The organism is Rouxiella sp. Mn2063, assembly GCF_049319665.1.
In the GTDB taxonomy this organism is placed as follows: domain Bacteria; phylum Pseudomonadota; class Gammaproteobacteria; order Enterobacterales; family Enterobacteriaceae; genus JBMOUD01.
In genome coordinates this window covers 64,326-78,878 of sequence record NZ_JBMOUD010000008.1, presented here as the reverse complement: position 1 = coordinate 78,878, position 14,553 = coordinate 64,326, and the positions used below count along the sequence as shown (strand labels likewise).

The following is a 14,553-nucleotide window of genomic DNA, read 5'->3' as shown; positions in this document are numbered from 1 at the left end:
ACGGGTTACTCAATTTCCGGTGTAAAAGGTTGCAATGGCGCGTCGTTATCGCTGTCGAGCAGGATTTGCACGCGTTGTTCAGCCTGTTGTAATTTTTGTTGACCAAGACGTGCCAACTGGACGCCTTGCTCAAATTCGTTCAGCGCCTCTTCCAGTGGCAGTTCTCCAGATTCCAGGCGAGCAACGATCTGTTCAAGTTCAGCCAGCGCTGTTTCAAAATTGGCAGGTGGTGCAGCTTTTTTTGGCATAATTCTCTTTCAATCTCGAAGGTCTGGTGTCGTAGGTGTCAATAAGCCCGGTATTGTCGATACACATCGGGTGGTGACCGTCTAAGCACGTGCCGAGTCGGCATTTTAAATGATATACTCCGCCGCGCGCTTTTCTAATTTTTACTCTGTAGAGCCTTTGCTCTAGAGAGCTAAACTCGCAAATGACGTCGCCGATAGAGGCTGAAGACATTATTGTTAAATGCAGACTCATGGTGAGAGACTGACCAACGACACACTGCGCTTAACAATAATATTATTCTAGTGCCCTATGCATCGACTTACGAGCCACTATTTCATTAGCTGATAAAAGATTGCCATGAAGTTTATCATTAAATTGTTCCCAGAAATCACTATCAAGAGCCAATCTGTACGTTTGCGCTTTATCAAAATCCTTTCAAGCAGCATTCGCAACGTTGTAAGACCTCATGATGAAACCTTGGCGGTTGTGCGCCATTGGGATCATATCGAAGTTCGCAGCAAAGACGAAAGCAAACACGATTTGATTGTTGAATTATTATGCCGCATTCCCGGTATTCATCACGTGTTGGAAGTTGAAGACCGCCCATTTAACGATGTGCATCATATCTTCGAGCAAACGTTGGAAGCATACCGCGATGAGTTACAAGGTAAAACGTTTTGCGTGCGGGTGAAACGTCGCGGTAAGCACAGTTTTAGTTCTGGCGATGTTGAGCGTTATGTTGGTGGCGGCTTGAACCAGCATATCGCCTCGGCGTCAGTGAACCTCACTGCACCTGAAGTGACGGTAAAACTGGAAATTAATGACGATCAGCTTGTACTGATTAAAAACCGTTACAATGGTTTGAGCGGCTACCCGATTGGTACTCAAGAAGATGTCATGTCGCTGATTTCAGGCGGATTCGACTCGGGCGTTTCCAGCTACATGCTGATTCGCCGCGGTTGTCGCGTGCATTACTGCTTCTTTAACCTTGGCGGCTCTGCGCACGAGATTGGCGTGAAACAAGTCGCTTATTACCTGTGGAACCGCTTTGGTAGCTCGCACCGCGTGCGTTTTATTGCTATTGATTTTGAGCCTGTGGTGGGTGAAATCCTCGAAAAAGTTGAGGATGGACAAATGGGCGTGGTGCTTAAACGCATGATGGTTCGCGCGGCATCGGCAATTGCTGAGCGTTATGGTGTGCAAGCATTGGTGACTGGCGAGGCATTGGGGCAGGTTTCCAGCCAGACGCTGACTAATTTGCGTTTAATTGATAATGCCTCTGATACCCTGATTCTACGTCCGCTGATTTCTCATGATAAGCAACACATCATTGATATCGCTCGCCAGATTGGGACTGAAGATTTTGCTAAAACTATGCCGGAATATTGCGGTGTGATTTCGAAAAGCCCAACAGTGAAAGCCGTTAAGGAAAAGATTGAAGCTGAAGAGGAACAATTCGACTTCTCAATTTTGGAACGAGTGATTAGCGAAGCGAAAAATCAGGATATTCGTGATATTGCTGAAGCGGCTAAGCAGGAAGTGGCAGAGGTTGAAACGGTGGCAGAGTTTGCCTCTACCGATATCTTGCTCGATATTCGTGCCCCAGATGAGCAAGAGGCTTCACCTTTAGCGCTGGAAGGAATCGAAATCAACGCCGTGCCTTTCTATAAACTGAGCGGACATTTTGGCACGCTGGATCAAAGCAAAACCTATCTGCTGTATTGTGATCGCGGCGTGATGAGTCGCTTGCAGGCGCTTTATCTGCATGAGCAAGGCTTTAAGAACGTGAAGGTCTATCGTCCTTAATTTATTGATGATAGAAGAGTGATAAGGGAGGCGCTGTTTATCATCAGCGCCTCTTTTTTATGCGGTTTATTTACCGGCGGTGTTCAGCTTAGCGATCTCTTCTTTCGCTTTAGCAAGCTGGCTGATAAACGCTGGGTTGTTATGCAAGGTAGCAACCACCGCAGCAGACACAACGCGTGCTGCATCAATGTCGCTCTGCCAATGATAACCACAGATTACCCGGCTTTGGCCCATCTCGAATCCACGTTTTAGAATGGCGGTTTGATTCACTGGATTAACTTCAGCCAATACCAGAGCCGTTGACCAGCCGATTGCCGTATGACCGGAAGGATAGGAGCCGTTTTTAGCCAGTTTGCTTTCTTCATCCGGGCGGCAGGTTGACTCGTGGAAGAAGGCAAAGGGGCGAATACGGTTATATTTCTCTTTTGCCAGTTTAGTCGCGAAATCACCGGCATCTTCTTTCATCGTCGAAATCAGCTCGTAGGTCGCTGGTGTCGTTTGCGGCGTAATGTCATGACCAAAAGCTGCAGAGAAGTTTTTACCGACGTTACTCTCGCTCGAATCTGCATCTTTATAAGCCTGCTCACCGCGTGGCGTGCCGCGCAGGTATTTACCTTGGTCATAAGCGGCTTTATCGCTAAGGAATGCGACGCTATCAAAAGCCGGTGGCGGATTGAGTATGGCTACGCTGTCCGCAGTTTCTTGCAGGGTGAGATAGTGTTTATCGGCGGCGTGGGCGTAGCTGGTAAGAAGTAAACTGACGAGCACAGCAGAGGCAATCTTAGTCATCTTTAATTTCCATATTAATCATTAATATAATGGTGTCGATGATGAGATTATCAGCTGGAATGGCTCATACAATGGCAAATGTGACTAAGTGTGACTGTGTTCGCGTAATGAGGAGATATTGCGACCTGCAGGTCGCAATATAGTAAGAGGCTAAGGGAGGAGACTCAGTCTTGGTAGTTATGAACACCGGGATAGAGCACTAATTGCGAGGCAACCTTTGCTGCCGTCGCTTTTCCGCAAAGCAGGTCGATCAATTTCAGCGCAAATTCCATCGAGGTGCCTGGACCTTGGCTGGTGAGCAAATTAACGCGAGGGTCGAACATCACACGTTTTTCCATCCACTTGGTCGGCGAGATTTTATCTTTTAACCCGGGAAAACCGGTCATATTGCCGACCGGGAACAAATCATGGAATTCGAGCACCAACGCAGGGGCGGCACAGATAGCTGCAACAATTTTGCCGGTGACATTCAACTGGCGGACTTTCTCGACTAGCAGCAGGCTATCACGGAAACACTCAGCGCCTTTAAGCCCGCCAGGCAATACAATGGCATCGAACTCGTCATCTGCCACATCGACTAAGGCCACGTCGGCCATGATACGCACGCCACGTGAACAGACGATTTCCCGGCGACCATCCCCGGCCACGCTGGCTGTGGTGACACTCACTCCGGCACGCACCAAGAGATCAATCGCGGTGACGGCTTCTATTTCTTCGCTACCAGGAGCCAGACAGACCAGAACTGAGACGCTCATACTCGTTTTCCTTTCTTTTAATGATGTCGAACAGGCGCGCATTATGCGGCAGCTGCATACCATGGCTACGGGCGCGTCTGATCAGATAACCGGTAATATAGTCGATTTCAGTGTGCCGCTGGTGGCGGATGTCTTGTAGCATCGACGAGTAGTTTTCCGAAGTACTGGCGATCACTTGGTAGACATAACTGAGTAGGGATTCTTTGTGGGTTTCATAACCTTCAATCGCCATCACCTGTGCAACTTCAGCGCAGACTTTCTCTATTTCATCGCCATAGGCCAGTAGCTCGCCATTACTACAATTATGTATGGCGGTGAGCGGATTGATGACACAATTTACCGCCAGCTTATTCCATAGCGATGGCAAAATATTGTTATGCCATGCCACATCCGGCAACGCTTCGTGCAGTATATCGGCAATATCATTGGCAGCGATAATATGACCGGGGGCAGGGCCGATATGTGTCATGCCTGAAGCAACATGCAAAATTGCATTTCCTTCGTGGCGAGCTGCATGTGTTGTTGCCCCGAGTAAAACAGGTCGGCGATTTGCCGGAAGTTCATCCAGCGTTCCCATTCCGTTATGCAACAATATCAAGGTGCAGTTTGGATTAAGCTGTGGCAACAGCGCCCCGAGAGCACCTGATACTTGCCAGGCTTTGAGCGTTACTAGCAATAGTTCGCTCTGCGCCAAATGTTGCGGATCGTTGGTGGGCAGATTGCGGTTAAACGCCTGTCCGTCAGTAAAAATGACGTTTACCGAGCAAAACGGCTGCGGAATGCGTAGCCAACCTTGTACGTCGTGCCCGCGTTGATAGAGTGTCGCCAGCCAAAGTTGTCCCAAGGCACCGCAGCCAAGTACTGTTATTTTCATGATTATCTCCTTGGTTAGTTGCCTTGAAACGCTAATCTGCTTTGAATATTAATGTGATCTATCTCTAATTCTAGTCTTTTACGTGGTATAGCACACTTGCACGGGCGTTACGTGTCAATGCGCGGCTTGTTCGCCGATAAAGTCCGCGAAATGGGCGTAGCTTATTTTGGCATTGCCCCTTCAAGACGGTATTATGCTGGCATAAATTTTTAACGGAGAGTAATTATGCCGTCTTTTGACATCGTCTCAGAAATTGATATGCAAGAAGTCCGCAACGCCGTAGAAAATGCCAGCCGTGAGCTGACCACGCGTTGGGATTTTCGCAATATACCTGCCAGTTTTGAGCTGAACGAAAAAAATGAAAGTATCAAGGTGTCTAGCGAGTCTGATTTTCAGGTTAACCAACTGGTCGATATTCTGCGTGAGAAACTAAGCAAGCGTGGCATCGAAGGTGGCGCATTAGAAATCCCTGAGCAAATCGAACACAGCGGTAAAAGCTATAGCATTGATGCCAAACTGCATTCTGGCATTGAATCAACGTTGGCGAAAAAAATCGTTAAGCTGGTGAAAGACAGCAAATTGAAAGTTCAGGTACAGATCCAAGGCGACGAAGTGCGCGTTACCGGCAAAGCGCGTGATGATTTACAAGCGGTGATGGCATTGGTGCGTGGCAGTGATTTAGGCCAGCCTTTCCAGTTTAAAAACTTCCGCGATTAATATCCGCAAGTTTGCTGTAATAGAAAGAGAGGGACGCACAATGCGTCCCCCTCTTTCTTTGCACGCAGCGAGATTACACCGCGTTAACGAGCTGCTCTAAGGCCTGACGGTTGGTCTGTTTGGTATCAACTTTCACGTAGGCGCTCAATTCTTCACGTACGACGACAGCCTCAGCAACGCCAGGTTGTGATTTGATACGCGCTTCCAATGCAGAATCTTTTACTGCCAACTCAGATAACGTAATACGCAAACTGCTGACATAAGGTGGTTCTGTCATCGTGGCACTGATCAAGAACCACACCACAGCAATAGCCGCACAGGCCAGGAAGACCGCGCCTGCACCTGCATGACCATAGATAAAGCCGCCTAAGCTACCGCCAATTGCTACGCCAATGAACTGGCTGGTGGAGTAAACACCCATTGCTGTGCCTTTGTAACCGGCAGGTGATTCCTTGCTGATAAGCGACGGTAAAATGGCTTCCATCACGTTGAAGGCTAAGAAGAATAACTGGATGCCAGCAATGATCGCCCAAAGATGTAAACCGGCAAACCACAGCACGATCTCAGCCAGGAAAATTACCGCCACGCAGCCCATAAAGACCTGCTTCATATGGCGTTTCTTTTCGGCATAGATAATCACTGGGATGACCGCGACAAAAGAAACCAACATGGTCACCAGATAGACACGCCAATGCTCGCTTGGTGGGAAACCGGCGTGCTCCATCACTTGTGGCAATACGACAAAGCTCGACATCAATAGTATATGCAGGCAAAGAATACCAATGTTGAGTTTAACCAGCTTGCGGTTGCCGAGGACTTTATTAAAGCTGCCTTTCACCACGCTAGATTCGCGGTTAAGCATGTGGTGAGCAGGGGAGGGTACCACCACGATGGTGATGATAATGCCGCCAATTGTCAGCGCCGCAATCGCCCAAAACAGTGCATGCAGACCCCAAGCGTGAGTAATGATTGGGCCTAGCACCATAGCAATCGCAAAGGTGATACCGAAGCTAATACCAATAAATGCCATGGCTTTAGTGCGGTTCTGTTCGCGAGTGAGGTCAGAAAGCAGCGCCATTACCGCTGCAGCGATAGCCCCTGAACCTTGCAAGGCGCGACCAATGATCACGCCCCAAATTGAATCGGTCATCGCAGCGACAACGCTACCGAGCGTAAATATCAACAGACCAAACACGATCAACGGCTTGCGTCCGACCCGGTCTGAAAGCAAACCAAAGGGTATCTGAAACACAGCCTGTGCTAATCCATAAATGCCGATGGCAATACCGATAAGCGTTTCGCTGGCACCTGCGAGGGACATACCATAAGTGGTAATAACTGGAAGCACCATAAACATGCCCAGCATACGTAAAGAAAAGACCGTTCCCAGGCCCCATGTTGCCCGACTTTCCTGCGGGGTCATTTGGTTATCGTTCATTGCAGCCTCAAAATTACAAACAGCAGCATTGTAATCTTTTTCTCTCGATGGGGTAAATTGCTCGATGTTTAGCAGATATTTCTACTATTGCCAGGGCAGGGGAGCTATGGGTGGTGATATCTCGTCGTACATGCTACTGGAAAAACGTGAGCGAAAAAAATGGCCAGTATTGCTACTGGCCATTTTTGTGACGCTCAGTTTGGGATTACCAAACGTAGGTCAACAGCGAACTTGGTGCGGCGGTGTTGAAGTCGATAGACATCATCACGCTCAGAGAAGTGATTGCCACGATGGAGAAAGCGAACAGCTTTCTTGCCCACAGGCTGTCATTTTCTGTTTTATAGCCTCGTAAGGCCATACCGAGCCACCAAACGCTTACCGCAGCTGCAACGATTAAATATTTGTAACCTGCGTAACCGCTCAGCGTCAGCATCAGCGTCGCTACCATAAACGCCACAATATAGAGCGTGATATGGTGTTTAGCGACAGAGATACCTTTTACTACCGGCAGAACCGGAATATTCGCTGCCTGGTAATCTTTGAAGCGGAAGATAGCAATCGCATAAGAATGCGGCATCTGCCACAAGGCAAAGATCAACAATAGGATAGCGGCGCCGGTATCGAACTGGCCAGAAACGGCACAGTAACCAATAACCGGCGGTGCCGCACCGGACAAGCTGCCGATGAGCGTGCCGTAAACAGAATGGCGTTTCATGTACAGGCTATAAACCCCGACATAAACCACAAATCCCATTACAGCAAGCCACATGGACAGCGGGTTTGCCCCGACGTACAGCAACACAAAGCCCAAAATACCCAAAATGGTAGCGTAAACCAGGGTTGTCTTCGGCGGAATAAGTCCTTTTACCAGAACTCGGTTCTTCGTTCTTTCCATTACCTTGTCGATGTCGCGGTCGATGTAGTTGTTAAATACACAACCAGACGCGACGACCAACGAGACGCCAACAAATGCAGCGAGAAAGAGGGGGAAATCAATGCTTCCTTTGGAAGCAAGGAGGAATCCCCCGACGACAGAAATTAAATTACCGAAAATAATTCCTGGCTTAGTTACTTGCAGGTATTTCTTAATCATCACATGCAGCTCGGCTTTTAACTGACCATCATATTGACGTTGAGGTTGTACATAATCCAGAGTGAACCCACAACGACGATAAAGATAATCACGGCGGTGAACAGTAGCGCCACCAGGTTCCAGCGCTCTTCCGATGAAGTATTCATATGCAGGAAGAACACCAGATGCACAACAATCTGGATAACCGCTGAAGCAACCACGGTACCGATGATCAGTGAGTGCGAAGCTGTATCGCTCATAACCATGGCAAACGGGATCACCGTCAGGATCACTGACAGGATAAAGCCGATCAGGTAAGACTTCAGACTACCGTGACTTGCGCCGCCATGGGATGTTGCAGAGTGGCTCATTACATGGCTCCCATTAAGTAAACAACGGTGAATACACAAATCCATACAACGTCAAGGAAGTGCCAGAACAGGCTCAGACACATCAGACGCGTGCGGTTAACTGGGGTCAAACCACGACGGCTTACCTGGACAATCATCAAGATGATCCAAATCAGACCGCAGGTTACGTGCAGACCGTGGGTACCGACTAAGGTAAAGAAGGCAGACAGGAACCCGCTACGCTCTGGACCGAAACCTTCAGCAATCAGGTGATGGAATTCATACATTTCCATCGCGATGAAGCCTAAACCAAACAGGAAAGTCAGGAACAACCAGCCTTTAACAGCGGATACGCTTCCTTTATTCATGCCCAGCATTGCCATTCCGTAGGTAATACTACTGAACAGCAGGCAGAAGGTTTCTACCAAAACGAATGGCAGTTCAAAAATATCTTTACCAGTGGGACCGCCAGCGGTCCCGTGTACTAGCACTGCGAAAGTTGCGAACAGGCTCGCAAACAATACGCAGTCGCTCATCAGGTAGATCCAGAAGCCAAAGACTTTGGTCTCACCCGCATCGTGGTGCCCATGCTCTGCATGGGCCGCGCTGTGGTTAGTCAGAGAATCAGTTGACATGTTTCACGCCCGCTTTGCTGATTTGTTCATAATGTTGGTTTTCGATGCGCTCAACTTCTTCTACTGGCACATAGTAATCAACATCTTCGTCGAAGCTTTTGGCAATCCAGGTAACAATGATGCCGATGAAGCTAACGATCACCAACCACCAGATATCCCAGATTGCTGCGAAACCGAAGAACAGGCTGAATGCGGCGATAACAATACCGGCACCGCTGTTTTTAGGCATATGAATTTTTTCATATTTCGCAGGTTTCTTGTAAGCAGTCCCTTTCTCTTTCATGTCCCAGAACTCGTCGCGGTCGTGAATGGTTGGCACAACAGCAAAGTTATAGAACGGAGGAGGAGAAGAGGTTGCCCACTCCAGAGTACGTGCACCCCATGGGTCACCGGTCAGGTCACGGTTTTGCTCACGGTCACGGACGCTGACCCAAATCATGATGACTTGGCACAGGATACCGCAGGCAATCAGAGCAGCACCACAAGCAGCAACAACCAGCAGAGGGTGGAACTGTGGATCGATATCTTGGCTCAGACGACGAGTCATCCCCATAAAGCCTAATGCGTACAGCGGCATGAAGGCAGTGAAGAAGCCAATGATCCAGAACCAGAATGAACGTACACCCCACTTCTCATTCAGCGTGAAGCCGAAAGATTTAGGGAACCAGTAAGTCAGACCAGCGAAGCAACCGAATACTACACCACCGATAATGACGTTATGGAAGTGTGCAATCAGGAACAAGCTGTTATGCAGCACGAAGTCAGCGCCTGGTACAGCCAGCAGAACCCCGGTCATCCCACCCACAGAGAAGGTAATGATGAAGCCAACGGTCCACAGCATTGCTGCGTTCAGCGTGATACGGCCTTGATACATGGTGAACAGCCAGTTGAAGATTTTCACCCCAGTTGGGATGGAAATAATCATCGTCATAATACCGAAGAAGGCATTGACGTTAGCGCCTGAACCCATGGTGAAGAAGTGGTGCAGCCAAACGATGAAGGACAACACGGTGATGGCGATGGTTGCCCATACCAGCGAGGTGTAGCCGAACAAACGTTTTTTAGAGAAGGTCGCGGTAACTTCAGAGAACACGCCGAATACTGGCAGAATAAGGATATACACTTCCGGATGGCCCCAGGCCCAAATCAGGTTGATGTACATCATCATGTTGCCGCCCATATCATTGGTGAAGAAATGGGTGCCCAGATAGCGGTCAAGAGTCAGAAGTGCAACAGTAACGGTCAGAATCGGGAAGGAAACGATAATCAGCACGTTAGTACACAGCGCGGCCCAGGTAAATACAGGCATTTTCATCAATGGCATGCCAGGGGCACGCATTTTCAGAATGGTCGCGAAGAAGTTAACACCGGTCAGCAAGGTACCAATACCGGATATCTGTAGACTCCAGATCCAGTAATCGACCCCGACACCCGGGCTGTATTCCTTACCAGAAAGCGGTGGATAAGCTAACCAACCGGTCTGAGCAAACTCACCAACACCTAGAGAGATGTTGATCAGCACGACAGCAACGGCGGTAAACCAGAAGCTGATGTTGTTCAGGAACGGGAAGGCAACGTCACGTGCACCGATTTGCAACGGAACCACTACGTTCATCAGACCAATTACGAAAGGCATCGCCATGAAGAAGATCATGATCACGCCGTGTGCGGTAAAGATTTGGTCGTAGTGATGAGGTGGTAGGAATCCAGGTTCTCCGGCAGAAGCCAGAACCTGTTGACTACGCATCATGATGGCGTCGGCAAAGCCACGCAGTAACATAACGCAAGCCAGAATGATGTACATGATACCGAGTTTTTTGTGGTCGACTGACGTAAGCCACTCGGACCATAGATACTTCCACTTACCGAAATAAGTGATAGCAGCAAGTAACGCTATACCGCCGATAATAATACAGGCAACTGTGACCATGACGATCGGCACGTCAAATGGAATGTCACTTAGCGATAATTTTCCCAACATCTTTTATTCCCCGGCTCCGGCAGTGTGAGACGAATCACCCATGTCCATGCCCTTCATGTCTGCGCCCTGAGGCATCGGCATTGTCTGACCTTTTGGCATATTCATCCCCATATCGTGAGAGAATTTGCCAATGATTTCTTTAAACAAATCTGGTTTTACAGTAGAGAAGTATTCAACTGGGTTGTCGATACTGTCTGCTGCCAGTTTGTTGAAATCGTCGGTCGTGGCTAACTGGTTTGGTGCCTGCTTAACTTTTGCAACCCAAGCGTCGAAGTCGGCGCGAGTAGGAGTTGCAATCGCATTGAACTTCATACCAGAGAAACCACGGCCGCTATAACTTGATGAAATACCTTTGTATGTACCCGCCTCATTTGCAATCAAGTGCAACTGAGTCTGCATACCGGCCATCGAGTAGATTTGTCCGCCTAACTGAGGGATAAAGAACGAGTTCATAACGGAGTTAGAAGTGACTTTGAACTGAACAGGAACATCTTTAGGGATGACCAGCTCATTCACTGTCGCGATACCTTGTTCTGGATAAATGAACAACCATTTCCAGTCCAGCGATACCACTTCAACTGTCATTTGCTTTTCAGTGCTAACGATAGGTTTGAATGGATCGAGTTCATGGGTGGTTTTCCAAGTTATCGTTGCCAGGATGGCAATAATAATAATTGGAACGGTCCAAACCACGGCTTCGATTTTATTGGAGTGTGACCAATTAGGACTGTACTTAGCATTTGTATTAGAAGCGCGATACTTCCATGCAAACCCGAAAGCCATAAGAATGACAGGTATGACGACGATCAGCATTAAACCAATTGCAGTCAGTATCAGCGTTCTTTGCTCAAGCCCAATTGCTCCCTTGGGATCCATCAGTGCCGTATTACAACCACTTAACAAGACAGTGGATGCAAATAAGGACAACATCATCCCAATACTTTTATTGTATTTCTTAAGTCTCATCTAACGACCTCAATAACAGGACTCTATTTGTCGCTTCATGTGTGCGGGCATTTTACGGGAAGGTTGCAGTACTGTAAACACGCTTAAGGATTTGTCAGTAAACGCTCACCAGTTTATGTTAACGAAGTCACAGATGTTACGTTAGGTGACAATTTCCTAGTGGTAACAGTGGCTTGCAGTAGACCTATCGACTAGGCGAGCAAAAACAAGGGATAGGCATTATGCACTAATAAATTCGAACTCTTTAATGTTCGGGTTAGGTAGATAATATGTGAACAAATTGTATAAATATGGTGACGAATAGAGTCATAAAATCATAAAAAAAAATTCGACCGCAACAAACTGTAAATTAGAAATAATATTTTACAAGTGCCAGAAATTAAGTTCTGCGAAAAAATAATAAAAAACCATTTATTAACCAATTGGTAACAATATTATTGCCTGTACGATTTACAGTAGAGTCTTTCAGTGTTTTTTGTCTATCGGTGAACATGCCAAACAGGCGACGATTAGACGCAAAATCATGGCAAAACGTGCGCATGACGTCGGATAGTGCGGGGATCGGTGATTGGTGGCTTTGTGCTATCTGAGCTTTCCGACGGTTTTTCACCTGCCGGAAAGCTTAGTTGGGTCGGGTTGTTGTTATGCCTTTTGGTTAACCTGCTATCTTGTCGGCTGGCTTTTTACGCAGTGCCAGAAAATCCAGCAGGCTTCCAAGGATAATACCCAGTATACAAATCAGAGCACCTGCTTCAATCAACTGATTTGGCAACTGTGTTAACTGAGTGAATCCGATTGCATTTGTCATTAGCACGAGTAACCAGAGTATCAACAATCCTGTGCCTATAAGCATTAATCGAGATGCCCAGCGGTAAGCTTGTGGATAGTGAGCGCGCGGCATAAAGCTGTCCGTCCGTTGGGTGTATTCCAAGGTTTGACGACATAGCGCTAGCAGGACTAAACCCGGCAAAGCAGCAAAGACGGAGAAAATATAAAACCACGGCCAACCGTAAGCCTCAACGAACCAACCGGCAATCGGCCCAACGTAAACCCGCCCAACGGCAGATAAAGCCGATAATAAGGCGAACTGTGTTGCAGAGAATGAACGATTACATAAGGTCATTAACAGTGCGACGAAAGCGGCTGTTCCCATGCCCCCACATAAATTCTCAATGAAGATTGCAGTTCCCATTGCATAAAGGTGCTTATCGGTAACGGCTAAAATCCAGTAACCAGCATTAGATACCCCTTGCAAGATGCCAAAAATCATTAGTGCCCGAAACAGGCTTAAGCGTTGCATCAGTAACCCGCCGAATAAGGCACCGATAATCGTGGCGAATAAGCCAAAGGTTTTGTTGATTAAGCCAACTTCTCCAGCGTCGAAACCGACGCCGCGTATGAGGAAGGTGGTGCTTAGACTGCCTGCAAAGGCGTCACCCAGTTTGTACATCACGATCAGCAATAAAATCAGCCAGGCATTGTTGCGGCCAAAGAAATCTTTCAGCGGGGCGACCACGGCAATTTCCATGGTACGCGGCGCTGGTTGTGAATTAATGGGTTCAGGGGCCAGTAACGTAGCGATGAGACCAATCAGCATCAATCCCGCCATCAACCAATAGGTGTGTTGCCAGCCGAGATAACGGTCTGCTATCCACAGTGCTAATCCGCCAGAAACCAGCATAGCAAGGCGGTAGCCCAATACCGAAATCGCCGCGCCATTCCCGCGTTCTTCTGCACTTAGCAGGTCGGTTTTATAGGCGTCAAATACAATGTCTTGTGATGCGGATGCAAACGCGATCAGTACCGCCAAGGCCGCAAGCCAAAACAGATCCTGGGCTGGGTTCATATAGCCCATCGCAAAAATGGCGATAACCAACAGGATTTGAGTCAAGATCAGCCAACCACGACGGCGGCCTAAAAATGACGGCGTGTAGCGGTCCATCATCGGCGACCAGAGGAATTTAAACACGTAGGCTTGACCGACTAAGGAGAAAATACCGATGGTTTTTAAATTGACATTTTCGACGGTCATCCAAGCTTGTAATGTGCCGGATGTTAATGCCAACGGCAGGCCTGAAGCGAAACCTAGCAGGAGCAGGATAGCGGTATTACGTTGGGTAAAAATCGTGAAATACTGTTTTAGCATGGCATCCGTGATCCTGCAGTCCAAATAATGAGAGCTCACAGGCATCATAAAGGATGATAGAAGATAATAAAGAAGGGATTGAATACTTGGGGAAAATAGTTGCCAAAAATGCTGGCGTCTGTCAGCACGATTCAGCCCGATAGCTTACCGGGCTGAATCGTACTCGTATTGTATATTAGTGACTGTTGGCTTTAATAAAGTCGCTGATACTCGTGTCTTGTGCCATATCTGAAATTACGTCGCCAAGCGTTGAGTTAACCGCACTGGTGATTTTGTCGTTAGTCGCAGTAAGCGCGCCTTGGACGTTATAAGTAGAACGGTAGTTTTTAGTCTGCTTGTTGCCGTTTTTCGCGGTAGCGATAATAGAAACATCAGCACGGGTAGTAATGTTATAGCGGAAGTTACCGTTCTGAACGTCAGCAAATAGTGTATTAACCACAATTTGCAGATCAACTGCACCATCTGGACCAATCATATAACCGCGAGCAGTCATCTGTTTCTCCAGCGCTTCTTGCAACAGGAAGCGTAGATCGCGAGAAGGTGTCAGGGAGATCAACTGTCCATCGCGGTTAACTTTAGCCAGGGCTTTATCCTGACGTAAGTCAGCACCATTGATACTGATAGTTACACCCATCAAGCTCGGGTCTTGAGTTGGGAGAGCGATTTTTGGCGTGACATCCAATGTATTGCTGGTTGTCGCGCAGCCTGCCAGCATGAAGAGTGCCAGAACAGGGAAAATAATTTTCTTTAACATGGTCATTATCTCAATTTTCCATCTTTTCGTGTTTAAAACAGC

14 protein-coding genes are annotated in these 14,553 nt (G+C 47.8%); 2 read left to right on the top strand and 12 right to left on the bottom strand.

The features are described from left to right. Positions 1–5: 5 nt before the first annotated feature. Positions 6–248 carry an exodeoxyribonuclease VII small subunit gene (gene xseB, locus ACL9RG_RS13275; RefSeq protein WP_422793096.1) on the bottom strand — a complete coding sequence of 81 codons (243 nt, stop codon included), beginning with the start codon at positions 246–248 and terminating at the stop codon, positions 6–8. A gap of 337 nt (positions 249–585) precedes the next feature. On the opposite strand from xseB, the gene thiI reads away from it, so the two are divergent. Further along, on the top strand, positions 586–2,034 hold the full coding sequence (gene thiI, locus ACL9RG_RS13270; RefSeq protein WP_422793095.1) for a tRNA uracil 4-sulfurtransferase ThiI: 1,449 nt from the start codon (positions 586–588) through the stop codon (positions 2,032–2,034). Positions 2,035–2,100: 66 nt separating this feature from the next. Here thiI and ACL9RG_RS13265 read toward each other — a convergent pair whose 3' ends face one another. From ACL9RG_RS13265 to panE, 3 genes are all read right to left on the bottom strand, one after another. After that, on the bottom strand, positions 2,101–2,823 hold the full coding sequence (locus tag ACL9RG_RS13265; protein WP_422793094.1) for an acid phosphatase: 723 nt from the start codon (positions 2,821–2,823) through the stop codon (positions 2,101–2,103). 164 nt (positions 2,824–2,987) lie between these two features. Beyond that, positions 2,988–3,578, bottom strand: a complete 591-nt coding sequence (gene yajL, locus ACL9RG_RS13260; protein ID WP_422793093.1) for a protein deglycase YajL — start codon at positions 3,576–3,578, stop codon at positions 2,988–2,990. Further along, on the bottom strand, positions 3,541–4,452 hold the full coding sequence (panE, locus tag ACL9RG_RS13255) for a 2-dehydropantoate 2-reductase (protein ID WP_422793092.1): 912 nt from the start codon (positions 4,450–4,452) through the stop codon (positions 3,541–3,543). Before panE ends, yajL begins: the two co-directional genes overlap by 38 nt. A 225-nt stretch (positions 4,453–4,677) precedes the next feature. Here panE and ACL9RG_RS13250 point away from each other — a divergent pair, with 225 nt between their 5' ends. Beyond that, positions 4,678–5,169 (top strand): YajQ family cyclic di-GMP-binding protein, encoded by a 492-nt coding sequence (locus ACL9RG_RS13250; protein WP_422793091.1) that lies wholly within the window; start codon positions 4,678–4,680, stop codon positions 5,167–5,169. Positions 5,170–5,242: 73 nt separating this feature from the next. Here the strand turns inward: ACL9RG_RS13250 and ACL9RG_RS13245 are convergent, their stop codons facing one another. The 8 genes from ACL9RG_RS13245 to ACL9RG_RS13210 form a co-directional block, all read right to left on the bottom strand. Then, positions 5,243–6,673: an MFS transporter gene (locus ACL9RG_RS13245; protein ID WP_422793231.1), complete on the bottom strand. Its 1,431-nt coding sequence runs from the start codon at positions 6,671–6,673 to the stop codon at positions 5,243–5,245. Between the two features lie 139 nt (positions 6,674–6,812). After that, positions 6,813–7,700, bottom strand: a complete 888-nt coding sequence (cyoE, locus tag ACL9RG_RS13240; RefSeq protein WP_422793090.1) for a heme o synthase — start codon at positions 7,698–7,700, stop codon at positions 6,813–6,815. Between the two features lie 17 nt (positions 7,701–7,717). After that, entirely contained in the window at positions 7,718–8,050 is a 333-nt protein-coding gene (locus tag ACL9RG_RS13235; protein WP_422793089.1) for a cytochrome o ubiquinol oxidase subunit IV, read from the bottom strand. Continuing rightward, positions 8,050–8,664 carry a cytochrome o ubiquinol oxidase subunit III gene (locus ACL9RG_RS13230; RefSeq protein WP_422793088.1) on the bottom strand — a complete coding sequence of 205 codons (615 nt, stop codon included), beginning with the start codon at positions 8,662–8,664 and terminating at the stop codon, positions 8,050–8,052. The genes ACL9RG_RS13235 and ACL9RG_RS13230 overlap by 1 nt, the downstream gene beginning before the upstream one ends. Then, entirely contained in the window at positions 8,654–10,645 is a 1,992-nt protein-coding gene (cyoB, locus tag ACL9RG_RS13225; RefSeq protein WP_422793087.1) for a cytochrome o ubiquinol oxidase subunit I, read from the bottom strand. The genes ACL9RG_RS13230 and cyoB overlap by 11 nt, the downstream gene beginning before the upstream one ends. A gap of 3 nt (positions 10,646–10,648) precedes the next feature. Continuing rightward, complete coding sequence (cyoA, locus tag ACL9RG_RS13220) at positions 10,649–11,611, bottom strand: cytochrome o ubiquinol oxidase subunit II (RefSeq protein ID WP_422793086.1); 963 nt, start codon at positions 11,609–11,611, stop codon at positions 10,649–10,651. Between the two features lie 655 nt (positions 11,612–12,266). Further along, entirely contained in the window at positions 12,267–13,757 is a 1,491-nt protein-coding gene (ampG, locus tag ACL9RG_RS13215; RefSeq protein ID WP_422793085.1) for a muropeptide MFS transporter AmpG, read from the bottom strand. A gap of 175 nt (positions 13,758–13,932) precedes the next feature. After that, positions 13,933–14,511 (bottom strand): lipoprotein, encoded by a 579-nt coding sequence (locus ACL9RG_RS13210; RefSeq protein WP_422793084.1) that lies wholly within the window; start codon positions 14,509–14,511, stop codon positions 13,933–13,935. Between the last annotated feature and the right edge of the window lie 42 nt (positions 14,512–14,553).

What these genes read in the sequence shown, in the direction of transcription:
- xseB (WP_422793096.1), bottom strand. Translation starts at nt 248, where the DNA reads ATGCCAAAAAAAGCTGCACCACCTGCCAATTTTGAAACAGCGCTGGCT.
- thiI (WP_422793095.1), top strand. Translation starts at nt 586, where the DNA reads ATGAAGTTTATCATTAAATTGTTCCCAGAAATCACTATCAAGAGCCAA.
- ACL9RG_RS13265 (WP_422793094.1), bottom strand. Translation starts at nt 2,823, where the DNA reads ATGACTAAGATTGCCTCTGCTGTGCTCGTCAGTTTACTTCTTACCAGC.
- yajL (WP_422793093.1), bottom strand. Translation starts at nt 3,578, where the DNA reads ATGAGCGTCTCAGTTCTGGTCTGTCTGGCTCCTGGTAGCGAAGAAATA.
- panE (WP_422793092.1), bottom strand. Translation starts at nt 4,452, where the DNA reads ATGAAAATAACAGTACTTGGCTGCGGTGCCTTGGGACAACTTTGGCTG.
- ACL9RG_RS13250 (WP_422793091.1), top strand. Translation starts at nt 4,678, where the DNA reads ATGCCGTCTTTTGACATCGTCTCAGAAATTGATATGCAAGAAGTCCGC.
- cyoE (WP_422793090.1), bottom strand. Translation starts at nt 7,700, where the DNA reads ATGATTAAGAAATACCTGCAAGTAACTAAGCCAGGAATTATTTTCGGT.
- ACL9RG_RS13235 (WP_422793089.1), bottom strand. Translation starts at nt 8,050, where the DNA reads ATGAGCCACTCTGCAACATCCCATGGCGGCGCAAGTCACGGTAGTCTG.
- ACL9RG_RS13230 (WP_422793088.1), bottom strand. Translation starts at nt 8,664, where the DNA reads ATGTCAACTGATTCTCTGACTAACCACAGCGCGGCCCATGCAGAGCAT.
- cyoB (WP_422793087.1), bottom strand. Translation starts at nt 10,645, where the DNA reads ATGTTGGGAAAATTATCGCTAAGTGACATTCCATTTGACGTGCCGATC.
- cyoA (WP_422793086.1), bottom strand. Translation starts at nt 11,611, where the DNA reads ATGAGACTTAAGAAATACAATAAAAGTATTGGGATGATGTTGTCCTTA.
- ampG (WP_422793085.1), bottom strand. Translation starts at nt 13,757, where the DNA reads ATGCTAAAACAGTATTTCACGATTTTTACCCAACGTAATACCGCTATC.
- ACL9RG_RS13210 (WP_422793084.1), bottom strand. Translation starts at nt 14,511, where the DNA reads ATGTTAAAGAAAATTATTTTCCCTGTTCTGGCACTCTTCATGCTGGCA.